We start from the raw sequence: 22,328 nt of genomic DNA on the forward strand, positions 1-22,328 counted from the left end.
TCACCCCCTCCAGAAAGGCTCAGGCCATGAGTGACACGCATGTGACCGCACCGACTCAGTACATCGAGGTTGACGGCGACCGGTTCGCCTACCGGCGCTGGGGCAAGCCCTCGGGCGTCCCGATCTTCCTGGTCCAGCACTTCCGTGGAGGGATGGACAACTGGGACCCGCTGCTCACCGACGGCTTGGCGGAAGGCCGTGAGGTCATCCTGTTCAACGGCCGCGGCGTCGCCTCGTCATCGGGCACGCCCCGTAATCGGATCGAGGACATGGCCGACGACATCGCCGCGGTCATCCGGGCACTGGGGCTGGAGCAGGTCGACCTGCTCGGCTTCTCGCTCGGCGGTTTCCAGGCGCAGGAAGTCACGCTGCGCCACCCCCAGCTGGTGCGCAAGCTCCTCCTGCTCGGCACCGGCCTCCGAGGCGGGGACCCGACAAGTGACCCCCAGGTGCCTCAGTACGCCCTGAACCCGGTCCCCACCCTGGAGGACTTCCTCTTCCTGTTCTTCGGCCGCTCGGAAGCCGCGAAGCAAGCGGGCAAGGCCTTCTGGGAGCGCCGTCACCAGCGGGTCGACCAGGACCCGCCGAGCTCGCCCGCGGTCGCACAGGCGCAGTTCGAAGCGACTATGGCCTACGCGGAACCGCTGCCGGGCGAGAACCCCTACGCCCACCTGAACGCGATCACCCAGCCGACGCTGGTCCTCAACGGCGAGAACGACGTGATGATCGCTTCGATCAACTCCTGGCACCTCGCCCAGAACATCCCCAACGCTCAGCTGCTGATCTACCCCGATGCCGGGCATGGAGCGCAGTTCCAGTATCCCGAGCGGTTTCTGAAGCACGCCGTTCAGTTCCTCGACGAGTAACGCCTGCAGGGCTTCGGTGCAGTCGCTGACGCCTGGTCCGTGCGCGAGAATCCGGCAGGCCGGACCCCGGCCGCCGGAGCGGCTGGCCGAGGTAGGCGCATCCTCCGTGAGCGAGGCGGGGTGCGCCGTCGCCCGGCTGCCCTGCCCGCTCCCACGGTGTCCACCGCCGTGACCCTCCGGCCGGGACGGCTGATACGTGCCGCACGGGCGTCGAAGACGTGGGCGCCGGCCGCGCCGTCGGTGACCACGACGAGGAGCGCCTGAGGTCCAGCCACTGGGCGGCGATCCGCTCGATCGTGGTATCCGGGCAGAGCCACTCGACGCCCTCGCTGCTGGCCTTGACGACGTGGGCGACGCCGCTCCTTCCAGCGTGCCCCGGGCCGGTCCGCTGGGCGAGTCGGCCCGGGGGCGGCGGGGATAGTCGCCGGACCGGTCCCTGAGGCTCCGCTCGCCGAGACGGGGTCGTACAGGGCCTGACCGCCGCCGCCGAACTGCCCGAGCTCGGTCATCAGCGCAACGCCTCTGGATCTCGCCCGCCGTCCAGGAGGTGATTCCTTGATCATCGGTAGTCGGCTGCGCGCCACGCCCGACGTCCTTTCGCACGCCAGGCGCCTGGGGGGTGTCGGATTCAGGAGGGCCCGGGCGGCGCGGGCCTGCTGCGGTTGGCAGTGGAAGAACGGTGCCGCCGCTGTGCAGTGCGCCGATTTCGAGAGCCGGCCGGCGGATGGCCTCCTCGTACAGAGCCAGAGTGCGCGCAGGTCGGTGTTCTCCTTCCGTGGCCGGCTCAGGTTGGCTTCCGTACGTACGTCGGATCCGGAGGGTTCCGTCAGCGTCGCAGGCCGGGCCGGCGCCGGGATGCGGGGCCGAAAGCGCACGTCGACCAGGGCGGCGTAGTGCCGCGGCCGGCACTTGCCGCACCATCGTGCCGCCAGCCCCGTCCCGCCACGGCGACCACACCGAAGCCCGCGCGCTGACGGATGGGAACGGCCCTCACGACGTCCTGCCCACAGGTGTAAGTCGTTGACCGTGGACACCTCCCGGTCCCAACTCGCCTTTCCGAACGAGGGCCACGCTCATCACGACGCCGCCGCCACTCGAACGCCGCTCGGTGGTCCATGGACGCGTCACGCCGGTCCCGCCTGCGTCGCGTGAACCACAGGAAGGCCACGTATGTGCGCAGGTCCCGGGCATGAGCGTGTCGGCGAACGTTCAGCCCGTCGCGCGCAGCAGATCGGGACTCGGCGCGGCGAGGTTGTCCTCGGCGAGGGCGTGCGGGCGCACTGGCAGGTGCGGTCATCGTGCTGACGTCCTTCGGGCTTCGACAACTCGAAGATCAGCCGATGGCCGTTCATCTATGCGGGCACCGACCCGATGCCGGAGCAAACCCCGGATCAGGTCGAACCCGTACACCACTTCCCTGGATGCAATCCAAGGCACTCGGGGCACGGGGCTCCGCAGACTGTTGCGGCCGCCGGCAGCCCTCGGATTCGGGGCCGGAGCAGAGGACGCCGTTGGACAACTCCCGTGTCCGTCATGAGCGTCGGGACACGCGAGCCGTCGGCCCCGCGTGATCATGCCAGGAGGATGCCGTGTGACCGGCCTGATCTCAGTTGCTGTCGGGCGTCATCGAGACCACGACCTTGCCGGCCGTGGTGCGACCCTGCTCGACGTAAGCCATCGCCTCGAGCGTCTGATCGAACGGGAAGGTGCTGTCGATGACCGGGCGGAGCTTCCCGCTGTCGTAGAGGGCGCCGAGCTCGCGCAACTGGGAGCCATTGGCCTGCATGAAGAAGAACTGGTAGCGAACGCCCAGGGCCTTCGCCTGCTTGCGGATCTTGCGACTGAGCACGTTCATGACCAGCCCCAGGAAGGAGGGAGCGCCGAGCTGCCCGGCGAACCCGGCGTCCGGCGGGCCCACGACGCTCACAGCCAGGCCGCCGGGCTTCAGCACGGTCAGCGACTTCTCCAGGTTCGCCCCGCCCACGGCGTCCAGCACCAGGTCGTAGCCGGACAGCACCTTGGAGAAGTCCTCCGTCTTGTAGTCGACGACGATGTCGGCACCGAGGCTTCTGACCAGCTTCTCGGAATGAGCGCTCGCGGTCGTCGCCACGGTGGCACCGAGGTGTTTGGCGAGCTGGATGACCGTCGATCCGAGACCGCCGGCACCGGCGTGGACGAGCACTTTCTGACCCGGCTTCACATGGGCCTGGTCCACGAGGACCTGCCAGGCGGCCAGGGCCACCAGCGGGACCGCGGCCGCCTCCTGCGGGGTGAGCGAGACCGGCTTGGGCGCGACGTCGTCCATGTCGATCGCGATGTACTCCGCGAAGCCTCCGATCCGCAGGTCGCGCGGACGGGCGTAGACCTCGTCGCCGACTTCGAAGCCGCGCACGGCGGAACCGACCCGCTTCACGACGCCGGCCACGTCATGACCGAGCACGAACGGAGGCTTGTACTTCAACAGCTGTTTGAACTCCCCGTTGCGGACCATCTTGTCCAGCGGGTTGATGCTCGCGGCGCTCACCCTGACCAGAACATCGCGGTCACCGACGCTGGGCTCGGGTACCTCGGCGGCGCGCACGCCGTCCTTGCCGTACTTTTCGACGACGAATGCCTTCATGTCGGCCGCCTTTCCATGTGATCTTCTCGGTCGTCTGCGTGTGGTCATGACGCTACTTGTTGAGTATGGAAAAGTAAACTCAGGTCGGGTTAGAATCACCCCCATGGATGCGAGGACGGAAGCTCGTCAGGACGCCGGCATGGACACCCGACTCGACCGGGACATGTCGAACTGCTCGATCGCCCGGACCCTTGAGGTCGTGGGGGAGAAGTGGACGATCCTGATCCTGCGCGAGGTCTGGTACGGCTCGTCCCGCTTCAGTGACTTCGAACGGGTCCTGGGCTGTCCCCGCAACCTTCTCGCTGCCCGGCTCCGGATGCTTGTCGAGGAAGGGATCCTGGCCACCGAGACCTACAAGGAGCCGGGTTCGCGGAGTCGGCCGAAGTACGTGATCACACCCAAGGGCGTGGATCTGGTCCCGGCCGTGATGGGGCTCCTGCAGTGGGGCGACCGCTACCGCGCCGACCCGGAGGGCCCGGCCGTACTGACGCGACACCGCGGATGCGGTGCGCACGTCGATGCCCAGATCCGCTGCGAACGCGGCCACGCCGTGCAGGCGGAGGACATCGAGAGTGTCCCCGGCCCCGCATTTCGTCTGAGGCCCGCGGAGTGAGCTGAGCGCGGTGGCGGCAGGAGTCCGGGTGGGCTCAGTCCGCCGGGGTGCGCTCACTCCGTCTGGCTCGGGCCTGGTGGAGGCGGACTTTGGTGCGGTTGCCGCAGCGGGACATCGAGCACCAGCGGCGGTTGTGGGCGGGCGAGCGGTCCAGGAAGCGCAGGGCGCACATGTCCGCGCTGCACACGCGTACGCGCCGGATCTCGGTCGACAGGAGCAGGTCTACGGCGTCCTGCGCGATCAGTGCCAGCGCGGTCGCGGAATCAGGTGCCATGGTCGTGGTGCCGGCGGGCTCCAAGTGGCCGCCCTTGATGGTGATTTGCGGCGCCGGCCGGGGCACCTGTGCTGCCGATTCGTTGAGCAGCACGACGTCGCTGGAGGAGGGCAGTCGGCCGTCGGAGACCGCGAGTACGGCCCGGTCGACCGCCTCGCGCAGCCGTCGGCCCGATGCCAGGACGGCGGCATCCACGGGATCCGGGATGCCCGGTGTGAGCAGTCCGGCCCGCTGAAGCCAGAGGGTGAGATCACCCGGGTTCCGGAGCGTCTCCCCCGGCGTGGGCCGCCACCGGTGGCGGAGGGTGTTGGTGAAGTCCAGACAGACCCGCCCGCCGTCCCAGATCCACCTGTCGTCCGTTGTCACGCCTTCATTCTGCACGTTAGGTTTAACCCCCTAAGAGGGTTAGTTCATGCCGGGGAGGCGCATCCATGGGACAGCCCACCGTGACCACAGGCGTGACGCAGGTGGACGGGGTCCGCCTGCACTACCTCCGAGCGGGATCCGGTCCTCTGCTCGTCCTGCTCCACGGCTGGCCGCAGACCTCCGACTGCTGGCAGCCGGTGCTGGCGGATCTTGCCGCAGACCACACCGTTGTGGCACCCGACCTGCGTGGCTACGGCCTGAGCGACAAGCCCTCGACCGGATACGACAAGCGGCGGATGGCCGCCGACATGGCGAGCCTCGTCGAAGCACTCGGTTTCGAGACGACCGCCGTCGTGGGTCACGACCGGGGCGCTCGCGTGGGGCACCGCTGGGCGCTGGACCGCCCCGATCAGGTGGAACGGCTGGCTGTGCTCGACATCGTGCCGACCCGGGAGATGTTCCGCCGGCTGGACGCCTCGCTCGCCTCCGGGTACTGGCACTGGCTGTTCCAGATGCAGCCGGACCTTCCCGAGCGGCTCGTGGGGCACGACGTACGCGGGTATCTCGAGTACTTCTTCGAGCGGTGGACCTATAACCGGCACGGGCTGACACCCGAAGCGGTCGACAGATATGTCCGAGCCTTCTCCCGCCCTGGTGCCATGCGCGCGAGTTTCGACGACTACCGCGCCATGGAGCAGGACGTCGCCCTCGACGACATCGATGCCGCCGAGGGCCGCCGCCTCACCATGCCGGTACTGGCGCTCTGGGGTTCCGCAGGGCTGCCCTCCCGCCTGCCGACGCTGGAGATCTGGCGCGCCTACGCGGACGACGTCACCGGAGCAGAAATCCCGGAGTGCGGCCACTTCATCCCGGAAGAGCAACCGGATGCACTGCTGGGCCATTTGCGGTCGTTCCTGGCCCACGAGGCGAGTCGGTGACCCAGCCACCACGACGAGAGCGGCGCCCCTGCGGGTCCACAGTCTCACTGGCCGGCCGGGGCAAGTCGTCCGAGCCGCCTCCCGGACCGAGGGGCGGCCCAGTTGCTTCCGGTCAGGCCGCCACGCAGTCAGATCCGGGCCGAGACCGGGACACCCGCCGAAGCGTCCCCCGCGGCCGCGCTGTCGGATATGCGCCGCCTGGGCGTCCAGGCTCGGCGCGCGGTGAAGCTCAGGAAACCGCGACGTGGGCAGCGCGCAAGGAGGCCTTGTCGATCTTCCCGACCGCGTTCTTCGCTATGGCCTCCACCACGAAGAACTCGGTCGGACGCTTGAAGCCGGTGAGGTTGCGCGCACAGAGCTCCCGCAGCGCCGTCAGATCGACGGTCAGGCCTGGTCGCGGCTGTATGTAGGCCACGACCACCTCTCCCCACTTCTCGTCGGGTACGCCGATCACGGCAGCTTCGAGCACCGATGGGTCGCCTGTGAGGACGTCCTCGATCTCCTTGGGGTAGATGTTCTCCCCGCCACGGATGATCATGTCTTTCGAGCGCCCGACCAGGGTCAGATAGCCCTCGGCGTCGAGGTGACCCACATCGCCCGTGTGCAACCAGCCGTCGACGATGACTCTGGCCGTTTCCTCAGGGCGGCCGAGGTAGCCACGCATGACGTTGGGGCCCTTCACGAGGACCTCACCGTCCGTGCCCGGCCCCACCTCGGTACCTTCGGCGTCGACGATCCGAATCTGCTGGCCGGGGAAGGGAAGTCCCACGGTGCCGGCACGTCGCGGGCCCGCGACGGGGTTGACGGTGGACCCGCAGGTTCCTTCGGACAGGCCGTACCCCTCGACAAGAGGGAACCCGTAGCGGGCTTCGAACCGGTTCAGCAGCTCGGCGGAGGCAGGTGCGGCGCCACAGACTCCGAACCTCAGCGACGATGTGTCGGGCTGTATGTCGTCCGGGAGCGCAGTGAGCATGCCGTAGATCGTCGGCACGGCGCTGAAGAAGGTGGGGCGCTCCTGCTCGACGAGGTCGAAGAAGCTGTGTGGGTCGAACCGGCGGCCCGCGATGACGACGCTCGCCCCCGCGAGAAGAGGCGTGAGAATGCTGACCACGATGCCGTTGACGTGGAAGAGCGGCAGGATCAGCAGGCACCGGTCGGCGGGCCCGATGTCCAGGGACAGGCGGCCCATCTCCGTCATGGCGTCGATGTTGGCGTGGTCCAGCATCACGCCCTTGGGCGTCCCGGTGGTGCCGCTGGTGTATATGAGGAGAGCCAGTGCGGACGGGTCCACATGCGGTGCGTGATCCGAACTCGCCCCTTCCTTGTGCAGTGCGCCGACGGCGAGTACGGCAGTACCGTCCGTGACGGGCGCCTCGCGGTCTTCGACCACCAGCAGACGCGCACCGGAGTCCTTGACCTGTCGGTCCACCTCGACGTCGGTCATGCTCGGGTTGACCGGCGTGATGGTGGCGCCGATCCGCCAGGCGGCGAACAACAGCAGCACGAACTCGATGCGGTTCGTCAGCTTGAGGGCCACGACATCGCCGGGACCGATGCCGAGGTCCTGGAGCTGACGCGCTGCCGCACGGACGCGGTCCAGCAACTGCGTGTTGGTGAGTGACTGGCGCCCGTCCGAGACCGCTGCCCCATCGGGGTCGTGAGCGGCGCGGCGGTCGGGCAGTGAAGCGAAGTTCATGGCGGGCGTACCTGTCTCGGTGTTGTGCGGTCCGGTCAAGGAGTCGATGCCGGCGCGGGGCGCAGCTGCCGGGTGAGGAACTCGATCTGGTCGCGGACCAGGGCCTCGAAGGTCTCGCCGGTGTAGAAGTCGAAGTGGCCGGCGTCGTACCTCTTGATCTCTCCCCGGGGTGCGGTGCGCGCGTACCTGAGGGTCTGGGCGGGAGGCGTGACGGAGTCGGTGTTGCTGACGCAGAAGAGGATCGGCATGGCGACCTTCTTCGCGGCACGCCCAGGCCGGTAGGTAGCGATGGTCGGAATGACCCGTGCCGCCACCTCGTTGCGGAATGTCGTGCCGGGCGGCTGGAGCGTCTGGTAGCCGGGCAGGGCGTCAGGGGCGTTCATGAGGGCCGGCGAACCGGGGGCGGAGGCGATGGGAACCATCGCGGGTGCCTTGCCGCGCACTCTGGCCGCCATGTCCCGAGCGAGCACGGGGGTCATTTTGAGCGAGGCGACCGGGCCGAGCGCGAGCGCGGAGGCGAGACCATCGGTGAACGGGCACTGGGACACGGCCGCGCGCAGTTCGGGATGCCGAGAGGCGACGGTGATGGCGTGGCCTCCGCCGAAGGAGCTGCCCCACACCGCGATGCGGGAGCGGTCGACGTCAGGGCGGGCCTTGACGTAGGCGATGGCGGCGTCCCAGTCGGCGAGCTGACGCTTGATCGACAGGAGCTGGCGCGGGTGGCCGCCGCTGTCGCCGAAGTGCCGGTAGGTGAAGGCCACGGCGGCGATGCCGGCCTGAGCGAAACGCTCGGCGAAGGCGTCCAGGCGCATCTCGCGGGTGGCGCCGAGGCCGTGCCCGAGGATGACGACGGGCGGGGAGGTGACGCCGGTCGGGAGGTAGAGCCATCCGGCACAGGTGCTGTCGCCGGAGGGGAAGGTGATGTCGTGGCGGGTGAAGGAGTGCGCAGTGGTCATCGTCTGCTCACCGCCGCGTCGTCTTCATCGAGCGGTGCCCGGGCACGCTGCCCGAGGCGAGCGCCTGGGCGTAGGTGTCCGGGTTGTAGAGCGGGAGCTCGCCGGTGACGTCCGTCGTCTTCATGTAGTCGAGCATCAGTTCCTGGCCGTCCTTCGACATGACTCGGGTGAAGAACTCGGCGCGTTCGACGTGGAGTCCGTCCTCCAGGGGCATCGAGCCGCCGAGGTATACCGACCTCTTGGCGGCCGCGACCGACCCCTTCGACCGCCGGCCGAAGTGCTCTGCGAGCTCGACCGCCTGCGCGACGACCTTGTCCTGGGGTACGACCTTGTCGACCGCCCCGTTGGCGAGCGCTTCCGCGGGCGTGAACGGCTTGCCTTCGAGGATCGCGGCCAGGGACCGGTGGGTGCCGATCAGGCGGGTCAGCCGCTGGGTGCCGCCTCCGCCCGGGATGATGCCGAGGAGGATTTCGGGCTGGCCGATGAAGAAGTCCCCGTCGGCCATGACCCGCAGATCGCAGGCCCAGGCGAACTCGGCGCCGAGGCCGAGAGCCGAACCGTTGAGCGCGGCGACGAAGAGGACACCGCTGGCGTTCATCCGGAGGAAGGTCGTGTGCAGACGCTCCAGCTGGAGGGCACCCCGCATCGGGGTCCTGCGCATGAGTGCCCCGAGGACCCGGGACCGGTCCACGTGCTTCGCCATGCGTACGACGGCGGCGGCACCGCGTCGGCCGACCGTCGGGCTCGCGGCGCCCTCTTCCTGCAGCCACCGGACCGCGGCATGGCTGACGAACCGCTCGGGATGTGCCCCGGTGAAGACGACGGCACGGATGCTCGGATCGCGGTCGACCCGGGTCACCAGCTTGTCCAGCTGCTGGGCGATGTCGAGGCCGAACAACTGGTGCGGGCCGCCGTCGACCCGGACGACAAGGACGGCTCCGCGGTCCTCGATCTCCAGATGACCCTTGTCTTTGTATGGCATGGATTCTGCTCCCGTGCTGGGTTCATGGGGGAGTGCAAAGCGAGTGAGGGAGGGGCTGCCGGCGCCAGGAATCTGGGACAGTGCGTGAAAGCCCGTCCGGGGAGGCGCGCCCGTGTCCGAAACGGCACGTCGCTCGAGATGTGTACTATTGCCGTGACGAGTTACATAACCAAGTTATTTCAAGAGTGTCAATGGTGGAGGCGCGAGAGGCATGGCAGGGCGGCCGAGGCTCGATGACGCACCGGAGCGGCTTGTGCGAGCCGCTGTCGGCCTGCTGGCCGAACAGGGGCCGTCGGCCATCAAGGCGCGTACGGTGGCGTCCGCGAGCGGGCTGTCGACGATGGTCGTCTACGGCCATTTCGGTGGGATCCCCGAACTGATGCGGGCCGTCGCCGACCACGGCTTCAGGGAGCTCGGCGCGGCGTTCGCCCAGGTGCCGGTGACGGATGATCCGATCGCGGATCTCTTCGCCATGGCTTTGACCTGCCGCCGAGTGGCCCACGAGAACCCTCACCTGTACGACCTGATGTTCGGCCTGTCCACTCGTGCGACGTACCGGCCGCTGTCGGACGCGGACCTTCGCTTGAGCGGACATTCGCCGGCCTTCCGGGATGCCCACGTCCATATCACCGCGGCATGTCGACGGCTCGTGGACTCGGGCAGGGCCGAGCGGCAGGAACCTGAAGTCATAGCCGCCCAGTTGTGGAGTCTGGTCCACGGGTACGTCACCCTTGAGCTGGCCGAGCACTTCGGCGAGTTCGAGGATCCCGTGGTGCAGGTGATGCGGCCGATGGGCGTGAACTTCTCTGTCGGTCTGGGCGACGAGCGGGAACGGGCCGAAGCCTCGCACGAGGCGGGCGCGCGCCTGTACGACTCAATCGTTCAAGGTCGGTGAAAGTCGGTAGGGCAGGGCGCTGTCCCGCGCGGGACCACCCATGTGCGGCTAGGGCGACTTGGTCTCCGCGGCAGAGGCACCGGTGCCCGGCGTGAGCTGGTCATGCCTCCCCAGCGCCGCGACCTCCCGTTCGAGGGACGGAACGGCACGGGCCGCGAAGCGCCTCGCCCATGGCCAGGCCAGTGGCGAATTCAGCGCTGCCTTGGCCCAGTTGGCCACGACGACCGCGCGGGGGACGTACACGCGGCTGCGGCGGCGGACGAGCCCGTCGACGATCGCGGCAGCCGCCCGGTCGGCACTCGTGGTGACATTGCCCGGGTAGGGAAGCCGGTTGCGCAGACCCTGGAACGAGGGAAGGTCCGCTTCGGCGCCCCGGACGAGATCCGTGTCGATCCAGGAGGGGTGCACCAGGCCGACCGTGACGCCGAGGTGCGCCACCTCCTGGCGGTAGGTCAGGGCGAGCAGCTCGGCCGCGGCCTTGCTGGCGCCGTAGGAGGCCATCGCCGCCAGCGGCATGAAGGACAGCGCGGACGCCACGACCAGTACGTGTCCCCGGCTGCGCTCCAGATGGGGCGTCACGTACTTGAGGGTTCGGAAGACACCGTTCAGATTGATGTCCAGGACCCGCTCGAACGACGCCTCGTCCGTCTGTCGCACGGTCCCGTACGCCACGACCCCGGCATTGGCGACGACCAGATCGATGCCGCCCATGACCCCCGCGGCCTCGTCGATCGCTGACCGCAGGACGGTGCCGTCGCGCACATCGGCCTCACGCCAGGAAGCGGCGGGGCCCAGCTCGCGGGCGAGGTCACGGAGCCGATCGGGTTCCAGTCCGATCAAGGCCACCTGAGCGCCTCGGGCGATGGCCAGGCGGGCCACCTTCTCGCCGATGCCGCGCGCCGCTCCGGTGACAACCAGTTTTCTGCCCAGCAAGTCACGTTTCATGGCCGCAACATAACTTCGTTATTTATTGAGCGCAAGATGTCGCGCGGATGAATTGTCACCGCTCCACCTGCTGGGTCTTACGACTGGACGAACCTATGCTGACGGTCATGAGGCGGACATCCTTTGCGCACTGGCCCTGTTCGATCGCGCGCACCATGGACCTGCTCGGGGACTGGTGGACGCCGTTGGTGCTGCGTGAGGCGTTCTACGGGATCCGGCGGTTCGACGCGTTCCAGGTGTCACTGGGGATCGCGCGCAACACATTGACGGACCGGTTGCGTCGGCTGGTGGACGAGGGGCTGCTGGAGAAACGGCCGTACCAGACGGAGCCGGTTCGGTACGACTACGTGCTCACGGAGAAGGGGCGCGACTTCTACGGTGTGCTGCTGGTGATGAACCGGTGGGGGGACCGCTGGCTGTCCGGTGAACAGGGCCCGCCGGTAGTCATGCGGCACGAGGCCTGCGGACAGGAAGCCCACGCCGAGGTGGTGTGTTCTTCCTGCGGTGAGCAGATGACCGCGGAGAACACCAGTCCTCGGATGGGCCCCGGCTATCCGCCACACCTGGCCGAACGGCCGGATGTGCGGGAGCGTTTCGCCGGCTGACTCAGCGGCTCTGCCGGGGCTGCGCTTTCCCTTGACAGGTGAGTCCATCTACGCAACTTTACTGGTCACGTCAGGTCATGGGAGTTCTCGGATCGGCATGGAGGCTGCAGGAAACATGGAGTGGACAGGCGCGCGCTATGCGGACAAGCCGACGGTGGAGGTCCGCACCTGGATCGCGGCCCCGCCCGAACAGGTGTGGACGCTCGTGTCCGACATCGAGTTGATGCCGCGTATGAGCTCCGAACTGCAGTCCGTCGAATGGCTGGACGGCAGGACCGCCCCTGCCCTGGGAGCCCGGTTCATCGGCCGGAGCAAGCACGAGGCACTCGGGGAGTGGGCCACCACCTCCCACATCGTCGAGTGCGAGCCGCCGAGGCTGCTTGCCTGGGCCGTCGAGAACCCGCAGAACCCGACGGCGATCTGGCGGTTCACGTTGGAGCCGCAGGGCGGTGGCACTCTGCTGAGCGAATGGATGCAGATGGGGCCGGCCCGTTCGGGCCTCTCCTTCGCCATCGATCGCATGCCGGAGAAGGAGCAGAAGATCGTCTTCGTGCGCATGCGGGAGTTCGAGGCCAACATGACCATCACCCTCGAAGAGATCAAGAAGCTGGCCGAGAGGGCCCGGCCCGCGGGCGAGGCGAGGCTCTGATGCGTACCTCCACCACGATCGAAGCTTCCGGGGGCGACTGGCGGGAGATCGTCGCCTATGTCACCGAGGCGGAGAAGCTCGGTCTCGACATCTGCTGGGTGGCGGAGGCGTGGGGCTCCGAGGCCCCCTCGCCGTTGGGCTACCTCGCGGCGAAGACCGAGCGCATGCTCCTCGGAACCGGAATCATCCAACTCGGCACCCGCACGCCGATGGCCATCGCCCGCGCCGCGATCACACTGTCGCAGATCTCCGAGGGGCGCTTCCTTCTCGGCCTGGGCCCCTCCGGGCCGCAGGTGATCGAGGGGCTGCACGGCGTGTCCTTCGCCCGGCCGCTGGTGCGGATGCGGGAGACCGTCGAGATCGTGCGGGAGGCCGCCGCGGGCGGCAAAGTCTCCTACTCAGGAAAGGAGTTCCGGATTCCGCTGCCGGGCGGGCAGGCGAAGCCCATGCGTCTGTCGATGCGTGCCGAGCATGACATTCCGGTCTACCTCGCCACTCTCTCGCCGAAGATGCTGCACCTGACCGGTGAGATCGCCGATGGGTGGCTGGGCACCAGTTTCGTGCCCGAGGGCGCCAAGGAGGCGTACTTCGACCACCTGGACCAGGGCCTTGCCGCCGCCGGTCGCGCCCGTGCCGACCTCGACATCTGCCAAGGCGCCGAGGTCGCCTTCGCGGATGACGAGGACGCGCTGAGCGCGATGGTGGCCGGACGCAAGAAGGAACTTGCCTTCAGCCTCGGCGGCATGGGTTCCGCGACCACAAACTTCTACAACAACGCCTACAGCCGCCAGGGTTGGGCCGAGGTGGCGGCCGAAGTCCGGACACGTTGGCAGGCCGGGGACCGGGACGGCGCGGTCGGCCTGATCACCGACGAAATGGTGCTGGCGACCACTCTGATCGGAACCGAGGGCATGGTGCGCCAACGGCTGCGTGTGTGGCGCGACGCCGGTGTGGACACCGTACGTTTCTATCCGGCCGGAGAGACCCTCGACGCTCGGCTCACCACTATCGGCCGGGCCATCGACCTGGTCCGTGACATCGAGAACGAGGCGGCACGGTAGCGGCACGGCCGGGTGCGGTCGAGGAGTGCTGTTGCAGGCGTTGGTCGACGTCAACCGTGCGCGCTGACGCCGTCCGCCGCCAGGCCCGACATCAGCAGGGTGATCGTGTGGAACGTCCTGGCCAGGGCGTCCTCCCGGTCCGCCGCGGCGGCGATGATCTGGTTGCCCTCGCACAGGACGGCCAACAGCAGCCGGGCGACGATGGCGACCGGAACATGCGATTCCACCTCACCGCGTTCGGCCAGGACAGTCAAGAGCCGTTCGATCGGCGGCTGGGCCACCGTGTCGTTGATGTGCCGGTACTGCTCCACCAGCACCGAGGGCGCCTGGGCCATCAGCTCTCGATGCAGGGGATCGTCGATGGTCCGCCGCAAGAAGGCGTGCGTGAGGTTCGACACGGCGGTCAAGGCAGGCTCGCCCGGCGTCGCACGGATCGCCTCGGACGCCGCGTCGGCGAGCGCTCCGACCCGCTGGAGCAGCTCCGTGTAGAGCTCGGCGAACATCGCCTTCTTGTCCGGAAAGTGGTGATAGAAGGTGCCCTTGCTCACCTGCGCCGCCGCGGTGATGGCCTCGACCGACGTGTCCGCGAACCCGTTGTCGACGAAGAGTTTGCGCGCGGCCGCCACCAGGTCCGCCCGGGTCTGCTCCGCATACAGCTGTCGTCGGTTTGGCCCTCTCATGTTGACCATCGTATATTCAATGACCTGGGGTCAGTGAATGACTCGTGGTCGGTCAGTCGTCGTCGTGGCAGTGCCCTCCGGAAGGCAGACGTAGCCGTGGAAAAGCGCAGAATCTTGTTGCTGGGTGCGACGGGGTACACGGGGCGGCGGGTTCTCAGGGAACTGCTCGCACGAGGTGAGAAGCCGACCTTGGTCGGGCGAAGCCGAACGAAGATGCTGACCCTGGCCGACCGCTTCGAGGCGGAACTGCCGGTGGCGGAAGTGGACGTCACCTCTTCCGCCCGCCTCACGCGCCTTCTGGGCCCCAGCGATGTGGTCGTCTCCACGATCGGGCCGTTCATGCAACTGGGCATGGCCACGGTCACGGCCGCCGCGCGGGCGGGAGCGCGCTACTTCGACTCCACGGGGGAGGGCCCCTTCGCCCGCCGGGTCCTCCTTGAACTGGACTCCGTCGCGGCCGCCCGGGGAGCGACTCTCGTGCCCGCGTTCGGCTACGACTACGTGCCCGGCAACCTCGCCGGCGCCCTGGCCCTGGAACAGGCGGGCGAGCGCGCATGCCATGTCGAGATCGGCTACTTCATCACCCGTTCGGGGCGCGGGAGTGAGCTGCATTACCGGAGCACCCTGCGCGACTCCTGGGACCTGACCACGGGTGGCACGCGCCAGACGCTGGTCGCCGCGGCGGCCGAGGACGGGTTCGCCTACCGCTCCCCACGTCCTGGAGCCTCTTCCCGACTGGTCGACGAGCGGGCCGCCAAGCGTGTCCTCACCTTCCGCTACGCCGGTGTGCGACGCCCGGCCATAACCGTCCCGGGCACGGAGCATCTCGGCCTGCCTGAGGTCTTCCCTCGGCTGGAGAGCGTCGAGGTGGGGATGGGCTGGCTCGGGCGGTGGACGCGTCCGGTACAGATCGCCGCCATGCTCCAGGCGCCCTTGCTGAGGTCGGCGAAGGTGCGGGCTGCTCTGACGCGGTGGTCCGGGAGGCTCCCGGGAGCACATCGTGAGCCGGACACCGACGGCCGTTCCCTGGTGATCGCGGTCGCCCGCGACGGCCACGGTCGTCCCCTGGCCACGACGGCCCTCACCGGACCCGATCCCTACGAGATGACGGGCTCCCTCCTGGCGTGGGGTGCAGTCCATGCGGCGGCGCCGGATGCCGTCCTGAAGCCCGGTGTGCACGGTCCGGTCGCGGCCTTCGGGCTCGACACCCTCAGGCTCGGCGCCGCCGAGGCGGGAGTACACGAAGTCGACGGGGCCTCGGCACGTCGGTGATCGCTGCGCGGGCATGGATCACGGCATCGGGGCGTTGAACCACAGCGACTGAGTTGACGAACAGGTTGTGCGATCGGGAGCGAGTCGGCCACCGACGTGGAGTCGACCGTCCCAGTGGAAAGGAATGGTCCATGGACGAGCAGGGTGAGCACTTCGACGTCGTCGTACTCGGCGCGGGCCCGGGCGGGTACGTAGCCGCCATCAGGGCCGCCCAACTGGGCAAGCGCGTAGCAGTCGTCGAGGAGAGGTACTGGGGCGGCGTCTGCCTGAACGTGGGCTGCATCCCCACCAAGGCCCTGCTGCGCAACGCCGAACTGGCGCACGTCTTCACGCGCGAGGCGAAGACCTTTGGCATCAAGGTCGATGGTGAGGTCTCCTTCGACTACGGGGAGGCATTCCGCCGTAGTCGGAAGGTCGCGGACGGCCGGGTCAAGGGCGTCCACTACCTGATGAAGAAGAACAAGATCACCGAAATCAGCGGACGCGGCTCGTTCCTCGACCCGCACACACTCCAGGTGGCCGACTACGACGGCAACACCCGCACCATCGGCTTCGAGAACTGCATCATCGCCGCCGGGGCGACCCCCAAGCTGCTGCCCGGCACCAAGCGCAGCGCGCGCGTGGTGACGTACGAGGAGCAGATCCTCGCCGAGGACCTGCCGCAGTCGATCGTGATCGCCGGCGCCGGGGCCATCGGCGTCGAGTTCGCCTATGTGCTGCACAACTACGGCGTCAAGGTCACCGTCGTCGAGTTCCTGGACCGTATCGCCCCGCTGGAGGACGCCGAGGTCTCCGCCGAACTGGCCAAGCAGTACCGGAAGTTGGGCATCGACGTGCTCACCTCGACCCGCGTCGAGTCGATTGACGAGTCCGGCCCGCAGGTCCGAGTCACCGTCACCGGCAAGGACGGCACCGAGCAGGTGCTGGAGGCCGACAAGGTCCTGCAGGCCATCGGCTTCGCCCCGAACGTCACCGGATACGGCCTGGAGAACACCGGCGTCCGCGTCACCGAGCGCGGCGCGATCGACGTGGACGGCCGCTGCCGCACCTCCGTACCGCACATCTACGCCATCGGCGACGTCACCGCGAAGCTGATGCTCGCGCACGCCGCCGAGGCGATGGGCGTTCTCGCCGCCGAGACGATCGCGGACGCGGAGACCATGGAGCTGGACTACGTGATGATCCCGCGATCCACCTTCTGCCAGCCGCAGATCGCCAGCTTCGGCTACACCGAGGCGCAGGCGAGGGAGAAGGGGTACGACGTCCAGGTCGCCAAGTTCCCGTTCACCGCGAACGCCAAGGCCCACGGCCTGGGCGACGCGACCGGCTTCGTGAAGCTGATCAGCGACGGCAAGTACGGCGAACTCCTCGGCGGCCACCTCATCGGCCCCGACGTCACCGAACTCCTTCCCGAGCTGACCCTGGCCCAGCAGTGGGACCTCACCGTCCATGAGGTCGCCCGCAACGTCCACGCCCACCCCACCCTGGGCGAGGCGGTCAAGGAAGCCGTCCACGGCCTCGCGGGCCACATGATCAACATGTAGCAGGGCGCTGCCCCCTCGAAACGAACAGGTAGATGCCGGCGAGCGCGTTGTCATACACGTTGCGGTGACGCAGCTCTGCGCTTGGGGTGGCCGGTGGTGCCGGACGTGTAGGGGACCACCGCTGTGTCGTCTTCGTCGCGTTCGACCGTCCGGAACGTCACGGGCTGCTCGGCTACGACCGAGGTGTAGGACTCCGGCGTCTCGTTCCCGGACTACGGCGCGCCGCCGCTCTCGATCAGGAAGAACTCGGTGCAGTCCGCCCTCTCGCGGAATCCCTGCCAGGCGGCCTTTCCGATCGGCAGCTCCGGGGTGCCCTCGAAGGCGAAATACGCCCTTCGCGTCGGAGTCGGTGAGGTGGTAGGCGACCTCGCGGCCCTGCAACAGCACGTTCGGGGCAGGACAGCGCGACCTTGTCCCCGGGCTGGATCCCGCGCGAGACGAGCAGGTTCGCCACCCGGTTGGCCGCGGCGTCGAGGGCCTCGTACGTGATGCGGTCGTCGACGAAGACGATCGCGGTGCGTTCCGGGTAGCGGGACGCGAATCCGTCAGCAGTCGTGACGCGTTGCGGCTCAAGCCGTGCATCGTCGTTCTTCGGGGTCTTCGGGCGGGTGGTCAGGGTCCAGTGGTGGGGGTCTGGACGAAGGCCGGAGGCGGCACGAAGCCGTCTACTTCCCGGCCCAGCAGGGCGGCGAACTCGATGGTGGTGAGATCGCCCCCGCTCGGGCCCATGGCCTGCAGACCGATGGGCAGTCCGCTCCTGCCTCGGCGCACCGGGATGGTCGTCGCCGGCCCCCCGGAGACGTTGGCGACGGCGCTCCACTTGACCTGGTCCCAGTAAGGGCGTCGCACACCTTCGACTTCGAATGGCCGCCCGAACCAGTCGATCAGCTTGCTGTGGTGGGCGGGGGCGGCCGTCGGGGTGACCGGCATGAGCACGATGTCGAAGTCCTGGAAGAACTCGAACCATCGTTGCCGGATCTCATTGCGCACCATGTGGGCCTGCAGCCAGTGATAGTGGGACTGAAAGGTTCCGAGCAGGGCGGGACCGGCGTCACCCCGCGGGTGCTGGACGAACCGGGCCAGCACCGCGGCGCTGGAGGCAGGAGCGAGGCCGGTGCGGTCGCCCGCGCCGAAGAGCAGGGGCTGGAAAGCCTTCCCGTGATTCGTCGCGATGTCGACAGGGAGGCCGGCGGGCTGGACCGTGATCTTCGCGCCGGCCGCCCGCAGCACAGTGACTGCATCGTCCACGGCTGCCGCGACGTCGCTGTCGACGGGACACGCGGGATCCTCACTCCAGACGGCGACCCGGAAGTCGGCGAGCTTGGTCGCGCGCGGCGGTGCGAGTGTGTAGCTGAAACCGCCGTCGTAGTCGGCGGGCCCGACCGTTGCCCGCAAGATCGGGACGAGGTCACGGGCGTCGCGGACCTGCGCGCCGCCGCAGCCCATGTCGGCCTCGGTCCATCGTCCCGGGCCCGGGCCGTAGGGCACATGCCCGATGAGGGGTATGGACCGCCAGGTCGACTTGTGCCCGTACAGGCCGTTGAAGTGGGACGGGATCCTGGTCGATCCGCCGATTTCCGAGCCGAAGTCGAACGCCGTTAGGCCCGCGGCGGTGGCGACGGCGCCGCCCCCGGCGGATCCGCCCGAGGTACGGGTCGTGTCCCACGGGTTCGATGAAGGACCGAACACCGGGTTGTCGGCCTGGACGTCCTGGTTACCCGGAGGCATGTTGCTCTTCCCCATGATCACGGCACCGGCCGAACGCAGCCGCTTGACCGCCTCGGCGTCCTGGTCGGGCACGTAGTCCTTGAGGTCTGTTCGCCCGCAGACGGTGCGCATCCCGGCTGTCTCGAAGCTGTCCTTGACCGTGATCGGCACACCGTGCAGAGGACCGAGGTCTCGCCCGGCCGCCCGCGCGGCGTCCGCTTCCCCGGCCTCGCGACGGGCCCGCTCGAGGTCAAGGGTCACCACCGCGTTCAACGCGGTGTTATGGGTGGCGATCCGCTCAAGATAGAGCTCGACGAGTTCCCGGCTCGAGATCTCACCCGCGGCCAGCGCGCGTGACTGCTCCACTGCGGGCTGGAAGGGGACGTCACTCACGGCATGCCTCATCTCTGACTCTGACGGCGCCATCAAATGTGAGTCATAACATTACATTCGACAGACCATAGGCTCGGGATGACGTGCAAGGCAATGGCCCTGCGGAATGAACGGAGGATCCTGTGGCATCAAGGGGCCGACCTCGTCGCCAACGTCGTCGTAGAGGAGCTACGCATGCAGGCGGCGCGGCACGGCACTCTGCGGCCCGGCTGCCCGGGACTCGAGGATCTCGTTCTCGGCTATCTGTCGCCCGAGCACCGGGACCAGTGCGGCCTCGGATGTCCCTCCGGGCCCTGCTCGACTAGTTCGACCGCTGCGAAGGCCCAGGTCGCTGCAGCTGTCCCGCGCCGCCTTCGACTCGAAGCTCGCCGATGAGGTCCTCGAGAAGGGCATTGAGAAGGGTATCGAGAACGCTCTCGCGTTCATCGACTGAGCAGTGTGGGATCAGGCCGGATCGACGAATATGTCGAGCGCGAGATCACCTTCGAAGTCGGCAGGGCTGTAGACAGACAGGTCGGTGACGCCCTCGTCCGACAGGACCTCGTCGTCGATGAACAGGTTGGCGGTGCACTTCCGCGCGTCACGCGTGAGGATGGCGTACGCGGCGTCAGCCATGATCCGCGGACTACGGGCTTGTCCGGCGCCGCCGACCACGTTGCGCACGGCGGCTGTGTCGATCAGGGTCCGCGGCCACAACGAGTTGGCGGCGATGCCGTCGGCGGCGAGCTCCTCGGCGAGCCCGATGGTGCACAGACTCATGCCGTACTTCGACAGCGTGTAACCGAGGTGCTTCCCCACCCAGTGCGGCGCGAGGTTCAACGGCGGGGAGAGCGTGAGGATGTGCGGGTTGCCCGCCTTGCGCAGGTGCGGGATAGCGGCCTTGCTCAGCAGGAACGTGCCACGCGTGTTGATGTCCTGCATCAGGTCGTACCGCTTCATCTCCAGCTGCTCCGACGACGACAGGTCGATCGCGCTGGCGTTGTTCACCACGATGTCGATGCCACCGAAGGCGCTGACCGCCGCGTCGACAGCGGTGCGCACATCGTCCTCGTCGCGGACGTCACCGACGACGGCCAGCCCCTTGCCGCCCGCGCGCTCAATCTCGTCAACGGCGGTGTGGACCGTGCCTTCGAGCTTCGGATGCGGCACGGCGGTCTTGGCGAGCATCACCACGTTCGCACCGTCGCGGGCCGCGCGCAGAGCGATGGCGAGTCCGATGCCGCGGCTGCCTCCCGACATCAGGATGGTCTTGTCGGCCAGCGTCTGTGTCATGGTCGAACCTCCAAAATAGATTGCCGAGCTAATCGTACGCGATGCTAATGGTATCTTCCGCGTATGACTTCCACTCCCGCACGCCAGATCGACCGGCTCTACCACGAGCTCCTGGCCCCCAAAGAGACACAGTCCGTTCGCGCTGCCGTGCGCCGGATCGCAGAGCACGAAGTGGCTCCGCACGCCGTGGCGATCGCGGGCGGCGACGAGCGCACGGACGGCTTCCCCCGGCAGGTGTTTGACGGGCTTGCGTCGGCGGGGGTCTTCCGGATCCCCTTCCCCAGCGAGGTCGGCGGCGACGGTCTGACCCACCCGGCGAGCGCCACCGCCGCGGCCATCGAGGAACTGGCCTACTACTCCAGCAGCGTCGCGGCCGTCTTCGATGTGCACTGCATCCTGGCGGGCAACGCCCTGCGGCAGGGCACCGAGGAGCAGCAGCAGCGATGGCTGCGAAAGGTCGCGGAGGGCTCAGTGGTCGGCGCGTTCGCCACCACCGAGCCGGATGCCTCAAGTGACCTGTCCCCGCAGGCGGTTCAGACCGAGGCGATACGCACCGAGGCCGGCTGGGTGCTGAACGGCCACAAGCGGTGGATCTCCAACTCGCCCGTCGCCGGGTTCGTGGTGGTTCTCGCCCGCACCGGCACCCGGCTGAGCATGTTCATCGTCGACACGGCGCTTCCCGGAGTGGAGGTCGGCCTTCCCGACCGCAAGATGGGCAACCGCGGCCAGCTCACCGCGGACGTCCGCTTCACGGATGTGCACCTGACCGACGACGATCTCCTCGGTGGCGCCGAGGGACACGGACTGCGCCATGCACTGTCCACTCTGACCTACGGCCGGATCGGCATCGCGGCTGCCGGGGTCGGCATGGCGCAGGCCGCCTTCGACCACACCGTGGCCCACCTGTCGACGCGACACGCCTTCGGCAAGCCGGTGGCCGCCAACCAGCACTGGCAGTTCCTGCTCGCCGAACGGGCCACCGAGATCGAGAACGCCCGCACCCTCTACACCAAGGCCGCCCTGCGCCTGGACGCGGGCAACCCGTCCCCGGAGCCCGAGGCCGCGATGGCGAAGTACTACGCCACCAAGCTGTCGGTGGACATGGCGCGCGACGCCGTCCAGGCCTTCGGAGGCCTCGGCTTCGCGCGCGAACTGGGTGCCGACGGCAGCCCCGGCCCCGTCGAGGCGATCTACCGGGACAGCAAGATCGGCGAGATCTATGAGGGCACCAACGAGATCCAGAAGTGGGTCATAGCCCGGCAGATCTTCGGTCGGGCCATCGTCGGCTGAGCACCCAGGACGCACCGGCCGTAAGCCGGCGGAAGGTGGGGAATCTCGCCGGCCTGCAGCGGTCCTGGTGCCTCGGGCCTTCTCGTACGATGGACAGGACCATACGTACGACTAACCATGGGCGGGATAAACGATGTCCGAGGCTCCGCTGGTTCCGGGGACAGTGGCCGAACACACCATCTGCCTGCTGGTCAAACTCGGGCAGGTGGCGTTCAGGATCGCCGAGGACGGCATTGGCGGGACCGGCCTGCGGGTGCGGCATTACAGCGTCCTGCAGGCTTTGGCGGACAACGGTGCGATGCCGCAACTGGCACTTGGCTCGTTCCTGCGCATCGACCCCGCGACGATGGTGACGAGTCTCGACGACCTGGAGCGCGCCGGATACGCGGAGCGGACACGAGATCCGCAGGATCGTCGCCGCTACGCCGTGGACATCACCACCGAAGGGCGCAAGGTCCTGGCCCGCCTCAACCACACACTCGTAGATCTCGACGGCGAAATCCTCGCAGACCTGGGTGCCACGGAACGGCAGTCGCTTCACGTCCTGCTGGGCAGTCTCGCGGCAAGTCCCACTCTGACGTCCCTGTTCGACACCGTCCGGGAGCAGAACGGTGGGAAACGGGCTTAACGGCTCTAGGGGATCGCCCCGAGGTATAGCGCTATGCCCCGGTTATGGTGAAGTCGGCTTGCCGGGCCGTATGCCA

Annotated in this window: 22 protein-coding genes; 11 read left to right on the plus strand and 11 right to left on the minus strand. The window is 68.2% G+C overall.

The features are described from left to right. Window positions 1–26: 26 nt before the first annotated feature. Window positions 27–866 (plus strand): alpha/beta fold hydrolase, encoded by an 840-nt coding sequence (locus AQJ58_RS35305; RefSeq protein ID WP_067257768.1) that lies wholly within the window; start codon window positions 27–29, stop codon window positions 864–866. A 1,606-nt stretch (window positions 867–2,472) separates the two neighbouring features. Here AQJ58_RS35305 and AQJ58_RS35310 read toward each other — a convergent pair. Then, complete coding sequence (locus tag AQJ58_RS35310; protein WP_067257771.1) at window positions 2,473–3,486, minus strand: NADP-dependent oxidoreductase; 1,014 nt, start codon at window positions 3,484–3,486, stop codon at window positions 2,473–2,475. Between the two features lie 139 nt (window positions 3,487–3,625). On the opposite strand from AQJ58_RS35310, the gene AQJ58_RS35315 reads away from it, so the two are divergent. Beyond that, window positions 3,626–4,099, plus strand: a complete 474-nt coding sequence (locus tag AQJ58_RS35315; RefSeq protein ID WP_031143657.1) for a winged helix-turn-helix transcriptional regulator — start codon at window positions 3,626–3,628, stop codon at window positions 4,097–4,099. 34 nt (window positions 4,100–4,133) lie between these two features. Here AQJ58_RS35315 and AQJ58_RS35320 read toward each other — a convergent pair whose 3' ends face one another. Next, complete coding sequence (locus tag AQJ58_RS35320; protein WP_067257773.1) at window positions 4,134–4,739, minus strand: CGNR zinc finger domain-containing protein; 606 nt, start codon at window positions 4,737–4,739, stop codon at window positions 4,134–4,136. 65 nt (window positions 4,740–4,804) lie between these two features. Between AQJ58_RS35320 and AQJ58_RS35325 the strand changes: the two genes are divergently transcribed. Beyond that, complete coding sequence (locus AQJ58_RS35325) at window positions 4,805–5,677, plus strand: alpha/beta fold hydrolase (RefSeq protein WP_067257776.1); 873 nt, start codon at window positions 4,805–4,807, stop codon at window positions 5,675–5,677. Window positions 5,678–5,906: 229 nt separating this feature from the next. Here the strand turns inward: AQJ58_RS35325 and AQJ58_RS35330 are convergent, their stop codons facing one another. Genes AQJ58_RS35330 through AQJ58_RS35340 form a run of 3 tightly spaced genes read right to left on the minus strand, consistent with a single transcriptional unit; the run spans window position 5,907 to window position 9,311 of the window. After that, window positions 5,907–7,373 carry a class I adenylate-forming enzyme family protein gene (locus AQJ58_RS35330; RefSeq protein WP_067257779.1) on the minus strand — a complete coding sequence of 489 codons (1,467 nt, stop codon included), beginning with the start codon at window positions 7,371–7,373 and terminating at the stop codon, window positions 5,907–5,909. 35 nt (window positions 7,374–7,408) lie between these two features. Further along, window positions 7,409–8,329 carry an alpha/beta hydrolase gene (locus tag AQJ58_RS35335; protein ID WP_067257782.1) on the minus strand — a complete coding sequence of 307 codons (921 nt, stop codon included), beginning with the start codon at window positions 8,327–8,329 and terminating at the stop codon, window positions 7,409–7,411. Window positions 8,330–8,336: 7 nt separating this feature from the next. Then, window positions 8,337–9,311 carry an enoyl-CoA hydratase/isomerase family protein gene (locus AQJ58_RS35340; RefSeq protein ID WP_067257785.1) on the minus strand — a complete coding sequence of 325 codons (975 nt, stop codon included), beginning with the start codon at window positions 9,309–9,311 and terminating at the stop codon, window positions 8,337–8,339. A 211-nt stretch (window positions 9,312–9,522) separates the two neighbouring features. On the opposite strand from AQJ58_RS35340, the gene AQJ58_RS35345 reads away from it, so the two are divergent. Then, on the plus strand, window positions 9,523–10,206 hold the full coding sequence (locus tag AQJ58_RS35345; RefSeq protein WP_067257788.1) for a TetR/AcrR family transcriptional regulator: 684 nt from the start codon (window positions 9,523–9,525) through the stop codon (window positions 10,204–10,206). A 48-nt stretch (window positions 10,207–10,254) separates the two neighbouring features. On the opposite strand, the gene AQJ58_RS35350 is transcribed toward AQJ58_RS35345, so the two are convergent. Beyond that, complete coding sequence (locus AQJ58_RS35350) at window positions 10,255–11,151, minus strand: SDR family oxidoreductase (protein WP_067257791.1); 897 nt, start codon at window positions 11,149–11,151, stop codon at window positions 10,255–10,257. A 95-nt stretch (window positions 11,152–11,246) separates the two neighbouring features. Between AQJ58_RS35350 and AQJ58_RS35355 the strand changes: the two genes are divergently transcribed. The 3 genes from AQJ58_RS35355 (at window position 11,247) to AQJ58_RS35365 (ending at window position 13,466) form a co-directional block, all read left to right on the plus strand. Further along, window positions 11,247–11,756 carry a winged helix-turn-helix transcriptional regulator gene (locus tag AQJ58_RS35355; protein ID WP_234360393.1) on the plus strand — a complete coding sequence of 170 codons (510 nt, stop codon included), beginning with the start codon at window positions 11,247–11,249 and terminating at the stop codon, window positions 11,754–11,756. Window positions 11,757–11,871: 115 nt separating this feature from the next. Beyond that, entirely contained in the window at window positions 11,872–12,405 is a 534-nt protein-coding gene (locus AQJ58_RS35360) for an SRPBCC family protein (RefSeq protein WP_055705465.1), read from the plus strand. Continuing rightward, window positions 12,405–13,466, plus strand: coding sequence for an LLM class flavin-dependent oxidoreductase (locus AQJ58_RS35365; protein WP_067257794.1), 1,062 nt, complete (start codon window positions 12,405–12,407; stop codon window positions 13,464–13,466). The genes AQJ58_RS35360 and AQJ58_RS35365 overlap by 1 nt, the downstream gene beginning before the upstream one ends. 50 nt (window positions 13,467–13,516) lie before the next feature. On the opposite strand, the gene AQJ58_RS35370 is transcribed toward AQJ58_RS35365, so the two are convergent. Beyond that, window positions 13,517–14,092, minus strand: coding sequence for a TetR/AcrR family transcriptional regulator (locus tag AQJ58_RS35370; protein WP_067257796.1), 576 nt, complete (start codon window positions 14,090–14,092; stop codon window positions 13,517–13,519). 150 nt (window positions 14,093–14,242) lie between these two features. Here AQJ58_RS35370 and AQJ58_RS35375 point away from each other — a divergent pair, with 150 nt between their 5' ends. Next, a complete protein-coding gene (locus AQJ58_RS35375; RefSeq protein ID WP_067257799.1) occupies window positions 14,243–15,418 on the plus strand; it encodes a saccharopine dehydrogenase NADP-binding domain-containing protein in 1,176 nt (391 codons plus the stop codon). A gap of 131 nt (window positions 15,419–15,549) precedes the next feature. After that, window positions 15,550–16,962: a dihydrolipoyl dehydrogenase gene (lpdA, locus tag AQJ58_RS35380; RefSeq protein WP_067257801.1), complete on the plus strand. Its 1,413-nt coding sequence runs from the start codon at window positions 15,550–15,552 to the stop codon at window positions 16,960–16,962. Between the two features lie 50 nt (window positions 16,963–17,012). Here the strand turns inward: lpdA and AQJ58_RS45750 are convergent, their stop codons facing one another. The 4 genes from AQJ58_RS45750 to AQJ58_RS35390 all read right to left on the minus strand — a co-directional run bounded on the left by AQJ58_RS45750 (window position 17,013) and on the right by AQJ58_RS35390 (window position 20,334). Beyond that, on the minus strand, window positions 17,013–17,123 hold the full coding sequence (locus tag AQJ58_RS45750) for an AMP-binding protein (protein WP_324613857.1): 111 nt from the start codon (window positions 17,121–17,123) through the stop codon (window positions 17,013–17,015). Window positions 17,124–17,197: 74 nt separating this feature from the next. Further along, a complete protein-coding gene (locus AQJ58_RS45080) occupies window positions 17,198–17,578 on the minus strand; it encodes an AMP-binding protein (RefSeq protein WP_234360401.1) in 381 nt (126 codons plus the stop codon). Continuing rightward, window positions 17,575–19,062 (minus strand): amidase, encoded by a 1,488-nt coding sequence (locus AQJ58_RS35385; protein WP_199844759.1) that lies wholly within the window; start codon window positions 19,060–19,062, stop codon window positions 17,575–17,577. The genes AQJ58_RS45080 and AQJ58_RS35385 overlap by 4 nt, the downstream gene beginning before the upstream one ends. Before the next feature lie 444 nt (window positions 19,063–19,506). Further along, on the minus strand, window positions 19,507–20,334 hold the full coding sequence (locus tag AQJ58_RS35390; RefSeq protein WP_067257806.1) for an SDR family oxidoreductase: 828 nt from the start codon (window positions 20,332–20,334) through the stop codon (window positions 19,507–19,509). A 63-nt stretch (window positions 20,335–20,397) separates the two neighbouring features. On the opposite strand from AQJ58_RS35390, the gene AQJ58_RS35395 reads away from it, so the two are divergent. Together AQJ58_RS35395 and AQJ58_RS35400 are read left to right on the plus strand one after the other, a co-directional pair. Beyond that, the gene (locus AQJ58_RS35395; RefSeq protein ID WP_067257809.1) at window positions 20,398–21,624 is read left to right on the plus strand and encodes an acyl-CoA dehydrogenase family protein; all 1,227 of its coding nucleotides are present in this window, start codon (window positions 20,398–20,400) and stop codon (window positions 21,622–21,624) included. 133 nt (window positions 21,625–21,757) lie between these two features. Further along, on the plus strand, window positions 21,758–22,252 hold the full coding sequence (locus tag AQJ58_RS35400; RefSeq protein ID WP_067257812.1) for a MarR family winged helix-turn-helix transcriptional regulator: 495 nt from the start codon (window positions 21,758–21,760) through the stop codon (window positions 22,250–22,252). Window positions 22,253–22,328: the final 76 nt, after the last annotated feature.

The sequence above is a fragment of the Streptomyces sp. DSM 15324 genome, assembly GCF_001514285.1.
In the GTDB taxonomy this organism is placed as follows: domain Bacteria; phylum Actinomycetota; class Actinomycetes; order Streptomycetales; family Streptomycetaceae; genus Streptomyces.

What these genes read in the sequence shown, in the direction of transcription:
- AQJ58_RS35305 (WP_067257768.1), top strand. Translation starts at nt 27, where the DNA reads ATGAGTGACACGCATGTGACCGCACCGACTCAGTACATCGAGGTTGAC.
- AQJ58_RS35310 (WP_067257771.1), bottom strand. Translation starts at nt 3,486, where the DNA reads ATGAAGGCATTCGTCGTCGAAAAGTACGGCAAGGACGGCGTGCGCGCC.
- AQJ58_RS35315 (WP_031143657.1), top strand. Translation starts at nt 3,626, where the DNA reads ATGGACACCCGACTCGACCGGGACATGTCGAACTGCTCGATCGCCCGG.
- AQJ58_RS35325 (WP_067257776.1), top strand. Translation starts at nt 4,805, where the DNA reads ATGGGACAGCCCACCGTGACCACAGGCGTGACGCAGGTGGACGGGGTC.
- AQJ58_RS35330 (WP_067257779.1), bottom strand. Translation starts at nt 7,373, where the DNA reads ATGAACTTCGCTTCACTGCCCGACCGCCGCGCCGCTCACGACCCCGAT.
- AQJ58_RS35335 (WP_067257782.1), bottom strand. Translation starts at nt 8,329, where the DNA reads ATGACCACTGCGCACTCCTTCACCCGCCACGACATCACCTTCCCCTCC.
- AQJ58_RS35340 (WP_067257785.1), bottom strand. Translation starts at nt 9,311, where the DNA reads ATGCCATACAAAGACAAGGGTCATCTGGAGATCGAGGACCGCGGAGCC.
- AQJ58_RS35345 (WP_067257788.1), top strand. Translation starts at nt 9,523, where the DNA reads ATGGCAGGGCGGCCGAGGCTCGATGACGCACCGGAGCGGCTTGTGCGA.
- AQJ58_RS35350 (WP_067257791.1), bottom strand. Translation starts at nt 11,151, where the DNA reads ATGAAACGTGACTTGCTGGGCAGAAAACTGGTTGTCACCGGAGCGGCG.
- AQJ58_RS35355 (WP_234360393.1), top strand. Translation starts at nt 11,247, where the DNA reads ATGCTGACGGTCATGAGGCGGACATCCTTTGCGCACTGGCCCTGTTCG.
- AQJ58_RS35360 (WP_055705465.1), top strand. Translation starts at nt 11,872, where the DNA reads ATGGAGTGGACAGGCGCGCGCTATGCGGACAAGCCGACGGTGGAGGTC.
- AQJ58_RS35365 (WP_067257794.1), top strand. Translation starts at nt 12,405, where the DNA reads ATGCGTACCTCCACCACGATCGAAGCTTCCGGGGGCGACTGGCGGGAG.
- lpdA (WP_067257801.1), top strand. Translation starts at nt 15,550, where the DNA reads ATGGACGAGCAGGGTGAGCACTTCGACGTCGTCGTACTCGGCGCGGGC.
- AQJ58_RS35390 (WP_067257806.1), bottom strand. Translation starts at nt 20,334, where the DNA reads ATGACACAGACGCTGGCCGACAAGACCATCCTGATGTCGGGAGGCAGC.
- AQJ58_RS35395 (WP_067257809.1), top strand. Translation starts at nt 20,398, where the DNA reads ATGACTTCCACTCCCGCACGCCAGATCGACCGGCTCTACCACGAGCTC.
- AQJ58_RS35400 (WP_067257812.1), top strand. Translation starts at nt 21,758, where the DNA reads ATGTCCGAGGCTCCGCTGGTTCCGGGGACAGTGGCCGAACACACCATC.